The 14,804-nt window shown below is 44.3% G+C and carries 12 protein-coding genes; 7 read left to right on the top strand and 5 right to left on the bottom strand.

The features are described from left to right. Positions 1-21 precede the first annotated feature (21 nt). From lnt to IEE84_RS12030, 4 genes are all read left to right on the top strand, one after another. Positions 22-1,596, top strand: a complete 1,575-nt coding sequence (lnt, locus tag IEE84_RS12045) for an apolipoprotein N-acyltransferase (protein ID WP_191114335.1) — start codon at positions 22-24, stop codon at positions 1,594-1,596. A 192-nt stretch (positions 1,597-1,788) separates the two neighbouring features. Then, on the top strand, positions 1,789-2,247 hold the full coding sequence (locus tag IEE84_RS12040; protein ID WP_191114334.1) for a hypothetical protein: 459 nt from the start codon (positions 1,789-1,791) through the stop codon (positions 2,245-2,247). Between the two features lie 299 nt (positions 2,248-2,546). Continuing rightward, positions 2,547-4,115 carry a peptide MFS transporter gene (locus IEE84_RS12035; RefSeq protein ID WP_191114333.1) on the top strand — a complete coding sequence of 523 codons (1,569 nt, stop codon included), beginning with the start codon at positions 2,547-2,549 and terminating at the stop codon, positions 4,113-4,115. Between the two features lie 422 nt (positions 4,116-4,537). Next, positions 4,538-6,355, top strand: a complete 1,818-nt coding sequence (locus IEE84_RS12030) for an aminopeptidase P family protein (protein ID WP_191114332.1) — start codon at positions 4,538-4,540, stop codon at positions 6,353-6,355. Between the two features lie 138 nt (positions 6,356-6,493). On the opposite strand, the gene IEE84_RS12025 is transcribed toward IEE84_RS12030, so the two are convergent. The 3 genes from IEE84_RS12025 to IEE84_RS12015 form a co-directional block, all read right to left on the bottom strand. Further along, a complete protein-coding gene (locus IEE84_RS12025) occupies positions 6,494-7,339 on the bottom strand; it encodes a hypothetical protein (protein WP_191114331.1) in 846 nt (281 codons plus the stop codon). A 130-nt stretch (positions 7,340-7,469) separates the two neighbouring features. After that, complete coding sequence (fabF, locus tag IEE84_RS12020; protein WP_191115482.1) at positions 7,470-8,804, bottom strand: beta-ketoacyl-ACP synthase II; 1,335 nt, start codon at positions 8,802-8,804, stop codon at positions 7,470-7,472. A gap of 153 nt (positions 8,805-8,957) precedes the next feature. After that, complete coding sequence (locus tag IEE84_RS12015) at positions 8,958-10,316, bottom strand: anhydro-N-acetylmuramic acid kinase (RefSeq protein WP_191114330.1); 1,359 nt, start codon at positions 10,314-10,316, stop codon at positions 8,958-8,960. 143 nt (positions 10,317-10,459) lie between these two features. Here IEE84_RS12015 and tyrS point away from each other — a divergent pair, with 143 nt between their 5' ends. Both tyrS and IEE84_RS12005 read left to right on the top strand, forming a co-directional pair. Then, positions 10,460-11,671: a tyrosine--tRNA ligase gene (tyrS, locus tag IEE84_RS12010; protein WP_191114329.1), complete on the top strand. Its 1,212-nt coding sequence runs from the start codon at positions 10,460-10,462 to the stop codon at positions 11,669-11,671. Between the two features lie 99 nt (positions 11,672-11,770). After that, on the top strand, positions 11,771-11,998 hold the full coding sequence (locus IEE84_RS12005; protein WP_191114328.1) for a DUF1653 domain-containing protein: 228 nt from the start codon (positions 11,771-11,773) through the stop codon (positions 11,996-11,998). An 88-nt stretch (positions 11,999-12,086) separates the two neighbouring features. On the opposite strand, the gene IEE84_RS12000 is transcribed toward IEE84_RS12005, so the two are convergent. Beyond that, the gene (locus IEE84_RS12000) at positions 12,087-13,055 is read right to left on the bottom strand and encodes an alpha/beta fold hydrolase (RefSeq protein ID WP_191114327.1); all 969 of its coding nucleotides are present in this window, start codon (positions 13,053-13,055) and stop codon (positions 12,087-12,089) included. 223 nt (positions 13,056-13,278) lie between these two features. Here IEE84_RS12000 and IEE84_RS11995 point away from each other — a divergent pair, with 223 nt between their 5' ends. After that, entirely contained in the window at positions 13,279-13,935 is a 657-nt protein-coding gene (locus IEE84_RS11995) for a hypothetical protein (RefSeq protein WP_191114326.1), read from the top strand. A gap of 69 nt (positions 13,936-14,004) precedes the next feature. Here IEE84_RS11995 and IEE84_RS11990 read toward each other — a convergent pair whose 3' ends face one another. Beyond that, on the bottom strand, positions 14,005-14,754 hold the full coding sequence (locus IEE84_RS11990) for an SDR family NAD(P)-dependent oxidoreductase (RefSeq protein WP_191114325.1): 750 nt from the start codon (positions 14,752-14,754) through the stop codon (positions 14,005-14,007). Between the last annotated feature and the right edge of the window lie 50 nt (positions 14,755-14,804).

Genomic DNA, 14,804 nt, shown 5'->3' with positions numbered 1-14,804 from the left:
ATATGGTTTTGGATAACTGCTATGCGTCTGTCTACTGTTGATTTGCAAAAACGTCTGAACCCCGATAAGCCAAAAGGTTTACATATGGGGTTGACGGTACTAATAGCTTGGCTGGCAGGGGCAGCTTTCATACTCGCGCTCGCGCCTTATGGCATTTGGCCCGTTGCCTTGGTATCACCTGCCATCTTATATGCGTTATTGGTACCAGCGATGACAGGTCGCCGCGCCTTTCTAATCGGTCAGGCCTACGGTACAGGGCTATGGTGTGTTGGCGCGTTTTGGCTATACACCTCGATACACGTTTATGGCGATACACCCGCATGGCTTGCGCTGATTATGATTGCGCTCATGGGTCTAGGCATGGGATTGTTCCATGGCTTTTTGGCGCTCATCTTTAATCGTGTGGTCGGCAAGCAGCCGTTATCTTTTGCCGCCCTGTGGATACTCCAAGAGTGGATGAAAACGTGGCTATTTACTGGTTTTCCTTGGCTATTCGTTGGTTATGCTTTTACTGAGCAGTACTGGTTGTCGTCGCTCGCGCCTGTGGCTGGTGTCTTTGCGGTTTCTTTTGTAGCGGTATTATTGGCTGCCAGTATTGTTGAGCTATTGCGTCGCCGCGGTGGCTATATGATTCCATCGATAGCATTGTTAATCATTAGTAGCGCGCTATGGTTGATCAATCCGCAGTGGACCAAACCAAAAGGCACTCCTGATCTATCGGTATCTTTGATTCAAGGCAATATCCCGCAAGATCTAAAATGGCTCACCGAATATCAGATTGAGACGCTAAAAATCTATGCAACGTTGACCCGTGACGAGTGGGGACGTGACATCGTGCTGTGGCCTGAATCGTCGATTCCTATGTTTCAGACAGAAGCTGTTGGTTTTATCAGTGAAATGGTCGCGATGGCCAAAGAGACTGACACGACATGGGTGACTGGTATTCCTTATAAGGATGAAGCAGCGTTTGATGCCAGTACAGATAAATATCCGCCGTTCTACAATAGCGTGATAGCGCTAGGGGCACAGGCAGAGGGGCTGTATAAAAAGCAACGTCTGGTGCCATTTGGGGAATACATTCCATTCCAAGGAGTGCTTGATATTCTGCCTAATCTGGCAGGCAGCCAAGACATTATGAGCTATAGTCGCGGCAGTGATCAGCAGTCGCCGCTACGTGTGCGAGGGCATAATTTAGGTGCAGCCATCTGTTATGAAGTGGCCTATCCAGATACCACGCGCAAAAACGCCATTGGCACGGACTTCTTATTGACCATCTCAAACGATGCTTGGTTTGGTACGTCAGCAGGTCCACTACAGCATCTACAGATGGTACAGATGCGCGCGTTAGAGAACGGCCGCTGGTTTATGCGTGCGACCAACACAGGTGTGACGGCTATTATCGACCATAAAGGTCGTATCGTAGAGCGTGCACCGCAGTTTGAGCGTACTGTATTGCGCGGTGATATCCAGGCGCGAGTTGGCAACACGCCATTCATGCGCTTTGGTCAATCTCCTATTTTGTTTATCATGGCACTGTTGCTGATACTTAGCTATTTGGGTAAACGTCCGAAGACTCCAGTACGTTTGGTTAAGTAGTACTGTTAAGTAAGATGTGTTGATAGCGAATAATAGATAACTGATTAAGTAGTTAGCTGTCACAAGTGCCAAAAATGGATATTTAAATTGTGGATAATAAACCCTTTAAATACTTAAGGGTTTTCACAAATCAGTATAAATTGCGATATAATAGGTCAATATTTCAAATATTTTGTGCAAGGTGGATAAGGTATGTCAGAAGGTATCGTTAATAACAATCCAAAAAAAGAGCTGTTATTCGCTTTAGGTGGCATTGCCATGTTCTTAGGTATTGTCTTACTTATTGGTGTTTCTGCATTTTTGCGTCCAGCAGGCGAGCATATCACTGCTGAGACAACTGAAGCATCAGCTGCGGCAGATGAAGCAGAAGCTACTGCTACTGAAGAAGAAGCGGCTCCAGCCGATGCAGAAGCTGCAACAACAGAAGAAGCGTCAGATGCTACAGTGCCTGATAATGCAGCAGATGCAACCGTAACACCAGCGGCAGATGCAGATAGTGCAGTTGTCACCGCAGAAGCTGGTACCGCAACGGCCTCTGGTACTGTAAGCCAAGCCGCTGTTGCCGATGCTGATTTGACAGCTGAGCAAGCGGATGGTGATGTAGATGCTGGGAATGCTGGCGACGCTACTGACGAGACCGCAGCACAGTAAGCTGTAGTATGACTATGTCAATAATCTAAAATAGTGCCACTCGATTGTTAAATGAGCTGCATTATGAAGTCTGTATCAACAGTGCTATAAGCATAATATTACTGTCTTAGATACCCATAAAAAGAGTCCGTTCTCAACCATTGAGAGCGGGCTTTTTTTATGGGTATTTGTGTAATTTTTGACCAGTTCTTTCTTTACTTGATTATAGCCAAGTGAAACAATGTTCCGCCTATATGACCGTCCATCTGGATAATCAGGGGTTTGGTCATTACAAATATGATCTTTAAAGGAATAAAGTTATGGGCACAGAAACAAATTCGGGGGCTAGTGCAGCAGAGCTAGAAGCACTAGACAATGGCTTTATGGGACATCCTGCGCCCTTACGCTCATTGTTTTTTACCGAAATGTGGGAGCGATTCTCCTATTATAGTATTCGTCCACTATTAGTTTTATTTATGGTGGCAACAGTGAGCAGTGGCGGTTTTGGCTTCGATGAAGTCACTGCCTCTGCTATTTATGGTATTTTTGCGGGTTCGTTATACTTAGCAGCAGTACCAGGTGGTTGGTTGGCAGATAACTGGCTAGGTCAAGAGCGTGCGTTATGGTGGGGCAGTATTATTATTGCCCTTGGTCACTTGTGTATCGCGCTTTCAGCGATGTTTGGCATGACGCTGTTCTTTGTTGGTTTAATCTGTATTGTCTTGGGTTCAGGGTTATTTAAGACCTGTATCTCAGTGATGGTTGGCGCCTTATACCCTAAAGGCGACTCTCGCCGTGATGGTGGTTTTACCTTGTTTTATATGGGTATTAACATCGGTGCGTTATTAGCAGCACTTATCGTCGGCGTATTCAAAGAAAAAGGCATGTGGCATGTCGGCTTTGGCGTTGGCGGATTGGGTATGCTTGTCTCATTACTGATTTATCGTTTTTTCGCGCAAAAGAACTTAACGCGTTATGCACGCGCTAAAGGTATTTCTGCTGAGTGGGAAAAATCTAATGACCATTACAAAAATATCGGTCGCTGGGTTGGTGGTTTTGTCGCCTTGCTAGTAGCCGCAGTGCTATTAGTGTCTACCGGTATGATATCGTTCAATCCTGAGATGGTTGCAGAGTATATGACGTATATCATTGCTGCGGTCGTCATCTTGTATTTTGCTATTATGTTTATCTCACCACGATTGGATAAGACAGACAAACTACGCTTACTAATTTGCTTTGTCTTAATCATTGGCTCGACGCTGTTCTGGTCAAGCTTTGAGCAGCAGCCAACGTCTTTTAACTTATTTGCCGATCGTTATACCGATCTAAATGTTTTAGGATTTGAGATACCAAGTATTTGGTTCCAGTCATTGAACCCACTATTTATTTTAATATTGGCACCTATCATTAGCATCATCTGGGTCAAGCTTGGTAACCGCGGTCTTGAGCCTAGCAGTATGGCTAAGTTTGCACTCGGTATGCTACTGGCAGCTGCAGGTTTTGCCTTGATGATTTTTGCCTCAAAAAGCATTTTAGCGCCTGGTGCTGGCTTGGCATCGCCGCTATGGTTGGTAGGTAGTTTATTATTATTGACGCTAGGTGAGTTAGCATTAAGCCCAGTTGGGTTGTCTGCCATGACTAAATTGGCGCCAGAGGGTATGCAAGGGCAAATGATGGGGTTGTTCTTTGCTTCTATTGCTATGGGTAATTTGGTTGCAGCCTTCTTTGGTGGGCATGTATCTGCTGACAAAATCGAAGGCTTACCAGGTCTATTTACTACCATGACCATCTTCTTGGTAGTTACCGCTGTACTATTATTGATACTAGCAAAACCTATTAATAAGATGCTTAAAGAAAGCGAGCGAGAGAAGCAATTGGCCAAGCAATAAGATAATCTGATGTACATTTGTGATTAACAACAGTACAAGTGACACATGATGAGACGTGTTACCATTACTGGTAGCACGTTTTATTGTTTTAGTTAGTGAGATATTTGGCACAAGCCATTGAAAGCTTACTATCTACCCAAACATCTAATGATAGCTCACGATAAACAGCAGTACAGCGTTTTAGAAGCCTATATTAATTCAATTTTTTATGCTCGATAAGCAGAAGCAGTTATCAACGCAAACACAGTTAGATAGCTAAATAAGTAGATAGGTTGCTTGCTTGAATAATTGCTATCAATGATAAATATCTTATTACAACTAAAGCGGTATCAAGAACTCAAACAAGACGACTATTAGAACAAGACGATTGTAAATAATCGCTCCAACATCAAATTTTTATAACTTCTATAAGGACACATTCAATGAATAAACAAGCCATTCACGAACGTATTGCTAATTTACGTAGCACCTTAGTCGCGCAAGATCTCACCGCAATTATCGTACCCTCTGCTGATCCCCATTTATCTGAATATCTACCAGAGTACTGGCAAGCACGCTTATGGCTATCAGGGTTTACTGGTTCTGTCGGTACGCTGGTCGTGACTGCTGATTTTGCAGGTCTATGGACGGATAGCCGTTATTGGGTACATGCTGCCGACCAGTTAGAAGGCACAGGTATTACCTTAGAAAAGCTTGCGCCAGGTCAGCCAAATCATATCGACTGGCTAGCCGATCATTTGCAAGAAGGGGATAGCGTAGCAGTAGACGGCAACGTACTATCTATCGCTGAGCAAGATCGCCTGTTAAATGCTTTTGATGCCAATGACATTACTTTGATCACTGAGCGTGATGTGCTGACAGAGATTTGGACAGATCGCCCAGCACTACCAGCGGCCAAATTATACGCGCATGATGAGCAGTTCCTTGCTCAGTCTGCCACCTCAAAGCTGGCTGCAGTACGCGAAGGCATGGCAGAAGCGGGTGCGACCCATCATTTACTTTCAAGCTTAGACGATATCGCTTGGTTGACGAACTTGCGCGGTGCTGATGTTGATTATAATCCGGTATTCTTATCACATATGTTGATTGACGCAGACAAAGCAACGTTGTTTGTTGATACTGATAAAGTAAGCGAAGATATTGCACAGAGTTTAAAAGACAGCGGTATCACACTGGCTGACTATTCTGCTGTGCAAGAGGCATTGAGTGCATTAACGCCAGACGATTTACTACTGTTAGATCCGAGCAAAGTCGCAGTAGGTACGCTCTCAAAAATGGCAGACGATATTGGCTTCATTGAGCAAATGGCACCTAGCACATTACTCAAATCTGTAAAATCAGATGCAGATATCGATCATGTCCGTGAAGCGATGCGTCAAGATGGTGCTGCCTTAGCTGAGTTTTTTGCCACATTTGAGCAGCGTCTAGCAAACGGCGAGCGTTTAAGTGAGCTAGATGTTGATAGCATGCTGATAGATGTGCGCAGTCGTCAGCCGCATTATGTCTCGCCAAGCTTCCCGACCATCGCAGGCTTTAACGAAAATGGCGCATTACCACATTACCGTGCAACGCCAGAAAAATTCAGCTACCTTGATGTGGCCGAGGGTGAAGGCGGATTGCTACTGATTGACTCAGGCGCACAATATCAAAACGGTACGACTGATATCACCCGCGTAGTTGGTATTGGACAAGTCACTGCCGAGCATAAACGCGACTTTACTATTGTGTTAAAAGCCCACATTGCGCTGGCTCGTGCCCATTTCCCTGATGGTATCGCCTCACCGTTGATCGATGCTATTTGCCGTGCGCCATTGTGGCAAGCACAGATGGACTATGGTCATGGTACGGGTCACGGCGTTGGTTATTTCTTAAACGTGCACGAAGGCCCACAAGTCATCGCCTATAGCGCAAGCACGCCAAAAGAGCGCGCGATGAAAGTCGGTATGATTTCTAGTAATGAGCCAGGTCTATACCGCGAAGGTAAATGGGGTATTCGTATCGAGAACTTGGTAGTAAATACGCCAGTTGCCAAGCCTACTGAGACAGAGTTTGGTGATTTCTTAAACTTTGAAACCATCACTTACTGCCCAATTGACACGCGTCTGATTGAGCCGTCACTGTTGGATCAAACTGAGATAAATTGGCTAAATGACTATCATAGCCAAGTCTTCGTAGAGCTAAAAGATCGTGTTGAAGGTGCAGCGCTTGAATGGTTGACTGAACGTACCAAAGCCATTTAATACCAAGCTCAAAACATTAACTAAAAGTACTAAAAAGCCCCGTAAATAATTTACGGGGCTTTTTAGTGTCCATTATTTAGTACTTAATACTGAGCAACTGTTGCTAACTGTAGGTTTAATACTGAAAAATACGCACTGTTAGTGAATACTTTTCTTAGCAGCTTCGTTATTAGTAGTTGAATCACTCTGCTCGCTAAAGTGTTGGGTTACCTCAGCCCGTAGCCAAGACTTTAGGTTTTCAGACATTAGCATCATTTGCTCACTTAGATAGTCATCAACCTGTGTTTCCAGCTCACGGATTAGCTGTTGGTGTGTTGCATCTAGTTTAGCGTCTTTTAAGACCAAATTAATCGCTGCACTGGCTTTATTATTAATATCTTTAATATGGTTATCGCTAAGCGTATGTGCCTGTTCGCTAATGGTTTTGTTATCAGCACTTTTATTATCGCTAGCATTGCCTTCAGTATTTACGACTTCTGATGCATCTTTTTCTGTCTTTGCACTAGAATTATCAGTAACAAAATCGTCAGTAACAGCGCTATCTGCCACGACTTTATCTGTGTTTACTTTAGCTACGTCGATAGCAGCCAATTCTTTGTCGTTATTTTTCTCTAACGCTGACTGCTCATTTTTTTCTTGTTCTTTTCGAGTCGCTTCTGCCTTGCGTGCGGCTTCTTCTGCTTCTTTTTGCTTTTGTTCGGCTTCTAGCTTTTGTTTTGCAGCTGCTGCGTCTTCTTGCTCTTGTTTGTCTGTAATTGCTTTCGCAATGGCTTGCTCAGCATTGTAGTTGTCATATAGCTCGTCTACATGCGCATCTAAATCATGAGTATTAAAAGTGAAGTCTTCAAATGAGGTGTCAGATTGCAGCAGGGTAGTGATGTCTTTTAGTTCTTGGGTAATCGCTGCGCGTACTGGCTCAGGTGCACACGTCCAGCGTTGATAAAACTGATGGGAAAATGAGTAGCTTGACATGGTATCTTCCATAAAGGTTCCAAAAATTACCCCTTATCATACGCAAGTACGATAAGGGGCTGCAAGTGGACAAACGTAGCAAATCTGACACCAACGTTACAACGCATTCATTACCATGCGCTGCGCTGTAGATGGATAGCTATCATTGATTGACAGGCCAGCGAGCAAATACCAATGAGCCATTGGTACCACCAAAGCCAAAGCTGTTAGACACTGCATACTGCAAGTTATCAACTTTGCGCGATTGATTAGCCACATAATCAAGGTTACAGTTGTCCTCGACATCATCTAGATTAATCGTAGGCGGCACATGCTGATGCTGTAGCGCTAGTACTGTAAAGATGGCTTCAACTCCGCCAGCGGCACCAAGTAAGTGACCCGTCATCGATTTGGTTGAGCTAACTAGGATGCTATCTTTTACAGGAGAGAACACAGTTTCGATAGCAATAGACTCAGCCACGTCACCCGCAGGGGTACTCGTACCATGAGCGTTGACATAACCGACGCTTGATGACTCGATACCAGCGTCGTTTAGTGCATTTTGCATCGCTCTTGCCGCACCGCTACCGTCTTCTGGTGGTGCAGTAATATGACTGGCATCATCGCTCATACCGAAACCGACTAGCTCTGCCAATATCGTTGCACCGCGCGCTTTGGCATGAGCAAGGCTTTCTAATACCACTACACCAGCACCATCACCAAGGACAAACCCGTCACGACCTTTATCAAACGGACGTGAGGCTTTGGTTGGCTCGTCATTGCGCGTAGAGAGTGCATGCATAGCACTAAAGCCAGCTATACCAAGTGGGCTAGAGCCTTTTTCACTACCGCCTGCTAACATGACATCGGCATCACCGTAGGCGATCAAACGCGCAGCAAGACCGATAGCGTGAGTCGCCGTGGTACAAGCTGTTGATGTTGCAAGATTTGGCCCTTTTAAGTTGTGTTTAATCGCGACCAATCCTGCTGCCATATTAACGATAGAGCCTGGGATAATAAAAGGCGAAACTTTGGCGGCACCTTTTTCGTGTAGGGTATCGCGACTGTTTTCGATTGTTTGGATACCACCAATACCTGAGCCCAATATGATACCAAAGCGATCTTGGTCAACACCTTGTACTGGCGCATCATCAGCACTGACTTCATCGATAAGACCAGCATGTTGTAGTGCCATAGAAGAAGCCGCAATCCCGTAGTGTATAAACTCATCATAGCGGCGTGCATCTTTGGCGCTCATATATTGCTTGGCATCAAAGTCTTTGATGACGCCTGCGATTTGCGCGCGGTAGCCTGTGGCATCAAAATGCGTAATTGGTGAGATACCACTGTCACCATTGAGTAGCTTGCTCCATGAGCTATCAACATCTAGACCGAGCGGCGTAATGGCACCCATACCTGTCACGACCACACGTTTGTCATCAGAGCGCTCGTAATGAGGGGGTTTTTGACGCGATTTATGTACAGGTGCTGCGGTCATATTATTTGTGTCATCATTGGTGGCTTGGTCGATAGGTGAGGTGCTGTGTTGGCTCATGCGATATGTCCTATACTTACGGGTCCTAAGAGGATGGCGTTTTTAAAGTTATTATAAAACACATAGGTGCACGTATGTAAACTAAAATATAACTGGTCAGGCAAAACAAACTTGCCCTAACACCACGCCTTTATTGGCACCAGTTACCGCTGGTAAATTACCAGTTTCGCCCATCAATGTTTGTCTGGATAGCCATGCAAAAGCAACGGCCTCTACCCATGTTGGCGCAAGCCCTAAATGTTCAGTAGTTTTTACTGTGCAATAGGGTAGATGTGCTTGCAGGCGTGTCATTAAATAGTCATTCAATGCCCCGCCACCACAAACATAAACTGAGCTGTTTTTTGAATGACTGACAAACATGTTGATTTGCGTACTGGCACTGATAGCCGTTAGCTCAGTTAAGGTTGCTTGTACATCGGCTGCTGAATAACTAATGTTAGCATTAGCTTGCTCAAAAGCCTGTAGCTCATCTTGCAACCAAGTTAAGTTAAAGTCCTCACGACCGGTGCTTTTTGGATGAGACTGAGCAAAAAACGGATGTGCCAAAAGTTGCTGTAATAATGGCTCAATGAGTGTTCCAGACTGCGCCCAAGCGCCACCTGCGTCATAAGAGTTATCTGTATGCAATGAGGTCCACGCATCCAATAATAAGTTAGCAGGACCCGTATCATAGCCAACAACTTGATCTTTTTCATTGGCGGGCAAGACGGTTATATTAGCAATACCACCTAAGTTTAATAGCACACGGGTACTATCAGGATTGGCAAATAGTGCCTGATGAAACGCAGGTACTAAAGGCGCACCTTGACCCCCAACTGCCATGTCACGACGTCGGAAATCACTGACCACGCTGATACCTGTGCGCTCAGCGATGATATTGGCATCGACCAGTTGTAACGTGAATCCCATTTGCGGGCGATGACGTACGGTTTGTCCGTGACAGCCAATCGCTAGCACTGATTCAGCATCGATATTTACTTGCTGCAATAGGGTATTGACCACTTCACTCGCGAACTCAGCATACGCGCGACTTGCCCAGCCGAACCAATCCAACTCACTGCTTGGTTCATCGGCATCTGGTACGAGTTGATTCACGCCATTCGGCTGACATAATGCCGATAGTACTTCACGCAGACGTAGCGGAAAATCTTGGCTATAGGTCGCCAGTAGTCGCATCGGCGGTTGGGTATTGTCTTCGTTGCTCATCTCAGGATTAAATTGACAAAGAACCGCATCCATACCGTCCAAACTGGTGCCAGACATCATGCCGATATATAAGCCATCATCAAAGCTTTCAAATATTGTTTGCTCAAGGGCATCGGTCAGGGTGGCATAGTTCGAATTATCAGAGGTCAAATCATCAATATCGTCTGAAGGGTTATCCAAACCATTATTCATAAGCAAGTCTGCGAGAGCATTATGGTCAGTATCAGCAATCGATGCGGGGTTGGTCATGGCAATTTACCTTAAAAAACGCTAGTATATCCGTCAAATTCTAGCATTTTTTCCAACCTTTTGAGGTTCTAAACTTCCTAAGGTGTTGAGCCAGTAACCGTCATTCATAAAAATCCCAATTAAAGTGATATATAGAGAGCATCATGACCAATCAAACTTACACCCTAGAAGAACAACTGGCCCTTATTCAGCGCGGTACGCAAGAGATATTATCTGAAGATGACTTAGTGGCTAAGCTAAAGCTCAATCGTCCACTACGTATCAAGGCTGGCTTTGATCCTACCGCACCAGATCTGCATTTGGGTCACACAGTATTGATTAATAAGCTTAAGCATTTTCAAGATTTGGGTCATGAGATTTATTTTCTAATCGGTGATTATACCGCCAAGATTGGTGACCCTTCTGGCAAAAACAGCACGCGTCCACCATTGACCGATGAGCAAATCAAAGCCAACGCAACCACTTATGCTGAGCAAGTATTTAAAATCTTGGACAAAGAAAAGACTCGCGTGGTCTTTAACTCTGAGTGGTTCAATGACATGAGCGCTGCTGACATGATTCAGCTTGCCAGTCAGCAAACCGTCTCGCGTATGCTTGAGCGTGATGACTTCTCTAAACGCTATGCATCACAAACGCCCATTTCAATCCATGAGTTTCTTTATCCTTTAGTACAAGGCTACGATTCTATCGCCCTAAAAGCTGACGTTGAGCTTGGCGGTACCGATCAGACCTTTAACTTGCTAATGGGTCGCACGCTGCAAGGACGCTATGGCCAAGAACCACAAGTTTGTATCACTGTGCCAATCTTAGAAGGGCTAGATGGTGTCAATAAAATGTCCAAATCGCTGGGCAACTATGTCGCTATCTATGATGCACCAGGCACTATGTATCAAAAAATTCTGTCGATGCCGGACACACTGATCCATCGTTACTTCGAATTTTTAAGCTTTAAGCCAATGGAAGAAGTGGAAAGCTTGATGGCAGACATGGAAGGGGGCCGTAACCCACAAGAAATCAAACGTATCTTAGCCGAAGAGTTAATCGAACGTTTCCATGATGCTGATGCCGCTGCTAATGCGCACAAATCTGCTGGTAACGTTTTAGCAGATGGCGAGCTACCAGTTGACTTGCCAGAAATCATGTTAGATCTAGAAGGGCAAGATGCGTTATTTATCACTCAAATCCTGAACCAAGCTAAGCTTGCTAAAAACAACTCAGCTGCCAAAGACATGGTAAAACGTGGCGCGGTAAAAGTAGATGGCGAAGTCGTGGATGGTGGCTTTAGTCTAACCTCAGGTCAGACGGTCGTGATTCAAGCAGGTAAAAAGGCTTATGCGAAAGTGACGGTTGGTTAGATAATTTATAAAAATGATTAAGAGCGAGGTCGGCAGTAATTGTCGACCTTTTTTATGAAGCGATACTTAGTAGCCATTTTTTAATAGTAGGAGTTTGCTATGACTAAAACCATTTCCCACGGTATCTATCGCCACTATAAAGGTAGTTTGTATCAAGTATTGCATACAGCGCAGCATTCAGAAACTGAAGAATCGCTAGTGGTGTATCGTTGCTTATATGGTGAGTATGGCGTGTGGGTACGTCCGCTTGCGATGTTCGCTGAGACGGTCACGGTTGACGGTAAGGAAATTCCGCGATTTGAATTGATTAAACCATTAAATGATTAATACTTAGCCAATGATTTAGATTGAATTTAGCGCAAAAAAAAACGACCCGTTGAGGTCGTTTTTTTTGTGCATTATTAAAAACCCATAATTAAGCGTTCAGAAACTCTTTCAATACTTTATAAAAACTAACTGGTGCATCCATCGGTACAGCATGCCCTGATGTTGGCAACATAATACTGTGTGCATTGGGCAGCAGAGTAGTCAAACGCTGTTGCCATTCTGCATTATATAACTGCGAGCGCGCACCAATCAGTAAGGTAGTCGGAATGTTGACAGTGGGCAAAACGTCTCGATAATCGTAGGGCAGCGCAACATAAGCAGATAGGCAACGCAGTTTATGTTGCCAAGTCGCGTGTTCCATTAATGAGATTTTGTGCGGTGCCCGATAACTGAGGGCTTTTACCAATAATTGCGAAGGTTTGCTACTGACAGAGAGCAGAGAAAAAGAGCGCTCCATGTCTAATAAATTTACTTTTAATCGATAGGGCAGGTGACGGAAGTCAACCATTTGCTCGGCTTGTAGATAAGGAGTAGTGTCGGTAATTAGCTGTGTAAATTGCGCAAACAATTCGGTTTGTCGTGTGCCAAATACACCGCCACCTTGCCAGTCTGGCTGATTATGGATAATCGGTGCTTGGTCAATATTCAGATAGTGACTCACGCGCTGAGTGCCAAAGCGCTGAAAATACGCCCACATGACCAATGCCCCCATAGATATCGCGGCAACAGGAAAAGCCTCAACACCAGTTTCTTTACTCACGTACTCAAACACATCTTGGGTATCCTGTGCATATTGCTCAATAAAATCAAACGTTGGCAACGTTAGGTCACTGGCCAAACCAAAACCTCTAAAATGAGGCAAGTAAAAACAGTAGTGCTGAATGAGCGGTAAAATAAATGGCAAAAATTGCCTTGCATCCATACCAAAGGCGTGCATTAATAGGACAGGTTTACCTTTGCCAATGACAGAGACGGGCAGCAGCGTTCCATCAGCTGTTTGGACAGTAATAGTCTTTAGCTGGTAGGGAGTAGGAAAGGGTATGAGGTCTTTTTTCATAGAATGATATCTCTTTAATTTTTCAAGCTGTCTCGGTCAATTTAGCTAAAAAAGTATGACGGTAGAGTACACCGCTACAAAATAGTTATACCGCGAATAAAAGACTGCTATATTAAAGCTGTCGCCTGACCATAGCATAGAATTTGGCTAAGGGTAAAAGCCGTTAGTGTGACGATACCAGTGTTATGTAGCGCCTGAAAACTATCGTTGAGGATACAAGTGCATGAGTAGATTAACCTTGCCATTACTCGATAGTAGCCTATATCCACAAGTATGGCAGCAGCAGACATTTACCAGTCCGCAAGCGCTTTTACTGTCGATGTTGTCTGCTACTTTGAGTAAGGATGTCACAATTGATGCCAGTGCTTTTACCAAGCAGTTATTGGCAGACGATGTATATCAAGAATGGATTAATACTACGGTGTTTGGGCGTTATTTGCATCGTAACTTTACCGCATTTTATCAGCAGACAGAAGACAGTTTTAACACAGATATGCCTGCATTGTTCCTTCAAAAATTAGTACGGCATGCGCAGTATTTACCATTAGGTCAGGTATTGTTTTTTGCAGGAGATATGCCCAAAAGTGTACGACAGACTAAGACGTTAACCACTACGGTGAATCCAGCAACGGCAATCATAAGTGCTCAGAAGCTGAACATAAATAATTCAAGGTTAATTATTAATCAGATAACCATCACTGGTAAGCAAGTGTTAGGATTTGCGATACGTCACAATAAACGTACTAGCGAACGTCTCCGTAACGAAGTATTGATTATGGACTTTCAGGATTTGTGTTTGGTCAATGAGCAAGCTATTGAAGACATAAAAAAAAGCAATATAGATGACTCTATATTGCTTCGATCTTATGAATTACGCTAACAGGTTCGGTATTGATAAGTGATATATTGATAATCAACGTTAATACTATAACTAGCCGAACAGTTAATATTAATCTTGCTTGGCAATCGTCAGTCCATTATAGGTCTGGGCGACTGGCATTACTTCTAGACGGTTAACGTTGATATGAGCAGGTGACTCAATTAGCCATAACAAAATATCGCCGATATCTTCACCTGTCATGGTTTTAAAGCCGTCATAAACCTTTGCCGCTTTGTCATTGTCACCGTGATAGCGCACGTTTGAAAACTCAGTACCAGCCACATTACCAGGTTCAAGATTGGTCACACGCACTTGGGCACCAATCAGATCCGCTCGCAAGTTTAAGCTGAACTGTTTTACAAACGCTTTAGTTGCGCCGTAAACGTTGCCACCAAAGTAAGGCCAGTTACCAGCAATCGAACCGACATTGATAATATAACCGCTATCGCGAGCTACCATCGCTGGCAAGACCGCATGGGTCAGCGCCATCAAGCCTTTGATATTGGTATCAGTCATACGCATCCAGTCATCTAGACTGGCCTTGTGAGCAGGCTCTGTACCTAGTGCCAATCCTGCATTATTGACCAAAACATCGATTTGTTTAAAATCATCAGGCAAGTCAGCAATGATTTGCGGGATAGCAGCTGTATCACTCACATCCATAACCACGGGTAAAAAAGCCTCACCTAAAGTCTCTGCCAAAGCATTCAGTTTATCAAGGCGTCTGGCACAACCAATCACACGATGGCCGTTAGCAACCAAACGCTCTGCCAACGCTTTACCAAAACCTGCGCTTGCTCCTGTAATCAATATGTTCATGATCTGTCCTTATTATTGATGTTGTCTGGTTTTATCATAACTTTGATGAC

Source organism: Psychrobacter sp. 28M-43 (genome assembly GCF_014770435.1).
Classification (GTDB): domain Bacteria; phylum Pseudomonadota; class Gammaproteobacteria; order Pseudomonadales; family Moraxellaceae; genus Psychrobacter.
The sequence above is the reverse complement of the archived record's forward strand: the minus strand, read 5'-3'. Positions and strand labels throughout refer to the sequence as shown.

What these genes read in the sequence shown, in the direction of transcription:
- fabF (WP_191115482.1), bottom strand. Translation starts at nt 8,804, where the DNA reads ATGACCGCAGCACCTGTACATAAATCGCGTCAAAAACCCCCTCATTAC.
- tyrS (WP_191114329.1), top strand. Translation starts at nt 10,460, where the DNA reads ATGACCAATCAAACTTACACCCTAGAAGAACAACTGGCCCTTATTCAG.
- lnt (WP_191114335.1), top strand. Translation starts at nt 22, where the DNA reads ATGCGTCTGTCTACTGTTGATTTGCAAAAACGTCTGAACCCCGATAAG.
- IEE84_RS12015 (WP_191114330.1), bottom strand. Translation starts at nt 10,316, where the DNA reads ATGACCAACCCCGCATCGATTGCTGATACTGACCATAATGCTCTCGCA.
- IEE84_RS11995 (WP_191114326.1), top strand. Translation starts at nt 13,279, where the DNA reads ATGAGTAGATTAACCTTGCCATTACTCGATAGTAGCCTATATCCACAA.
- IEE84_RS11990 (WP_191114325.1), bottom strand. Translation starts at nt 14,754, where the DNA reads ATGAACATATTGATTACAGGAGCAAGCGCAGGTTTTGGTAAAGCGTTG.
- IEE84_RS12030 (WP_191114332.1), top strand. Translation starts at nt 4,538, where the DNA reads ATGAATAAACAAGCCATTCACGAACGTATTGCTAATTTACGTAGCACC.
- IEE84_RS12040 (WP_191114334.1), top strand. Translation starts at nt 1,789, where the DNA reads ATGTCAGAAGGTATCGTTAATAACAATCCAAAAAAAGAGCTGTTATTC.
- IEE84_RS12025 (WP_191114331.1), bottom strand. Translation starts at nt 7,339, where the DNA reads ATGGAAGATACCATGTCAAGCTACTCATTTTCCCATCAGTTTTATCAA.
- IEE84_RS12035 (WP_191114333.1), top strand. Translation starts at nt 2,547, where the DNA reads ATGGGCACAGAAACAAATTCGGGGGCTAGTGCAGCAGAGCTAGAAGCA.
- IEE84_RS12000 (WP_191114327.1), bottom strand. Translation starts at nt 13,055, where the DNA reads ATGAAAAAAGACCTCATACCCTTTCCTACTCCCTACCAGCTAAAGACT.
- IEE84_RS12005 (WP_191114328.1), top strand. Translation starts at nt 11,771, where the DNA reads ATGACTAAAACCATTTCCCACGGTATCTATCGCCACTATAAAGGTAGT.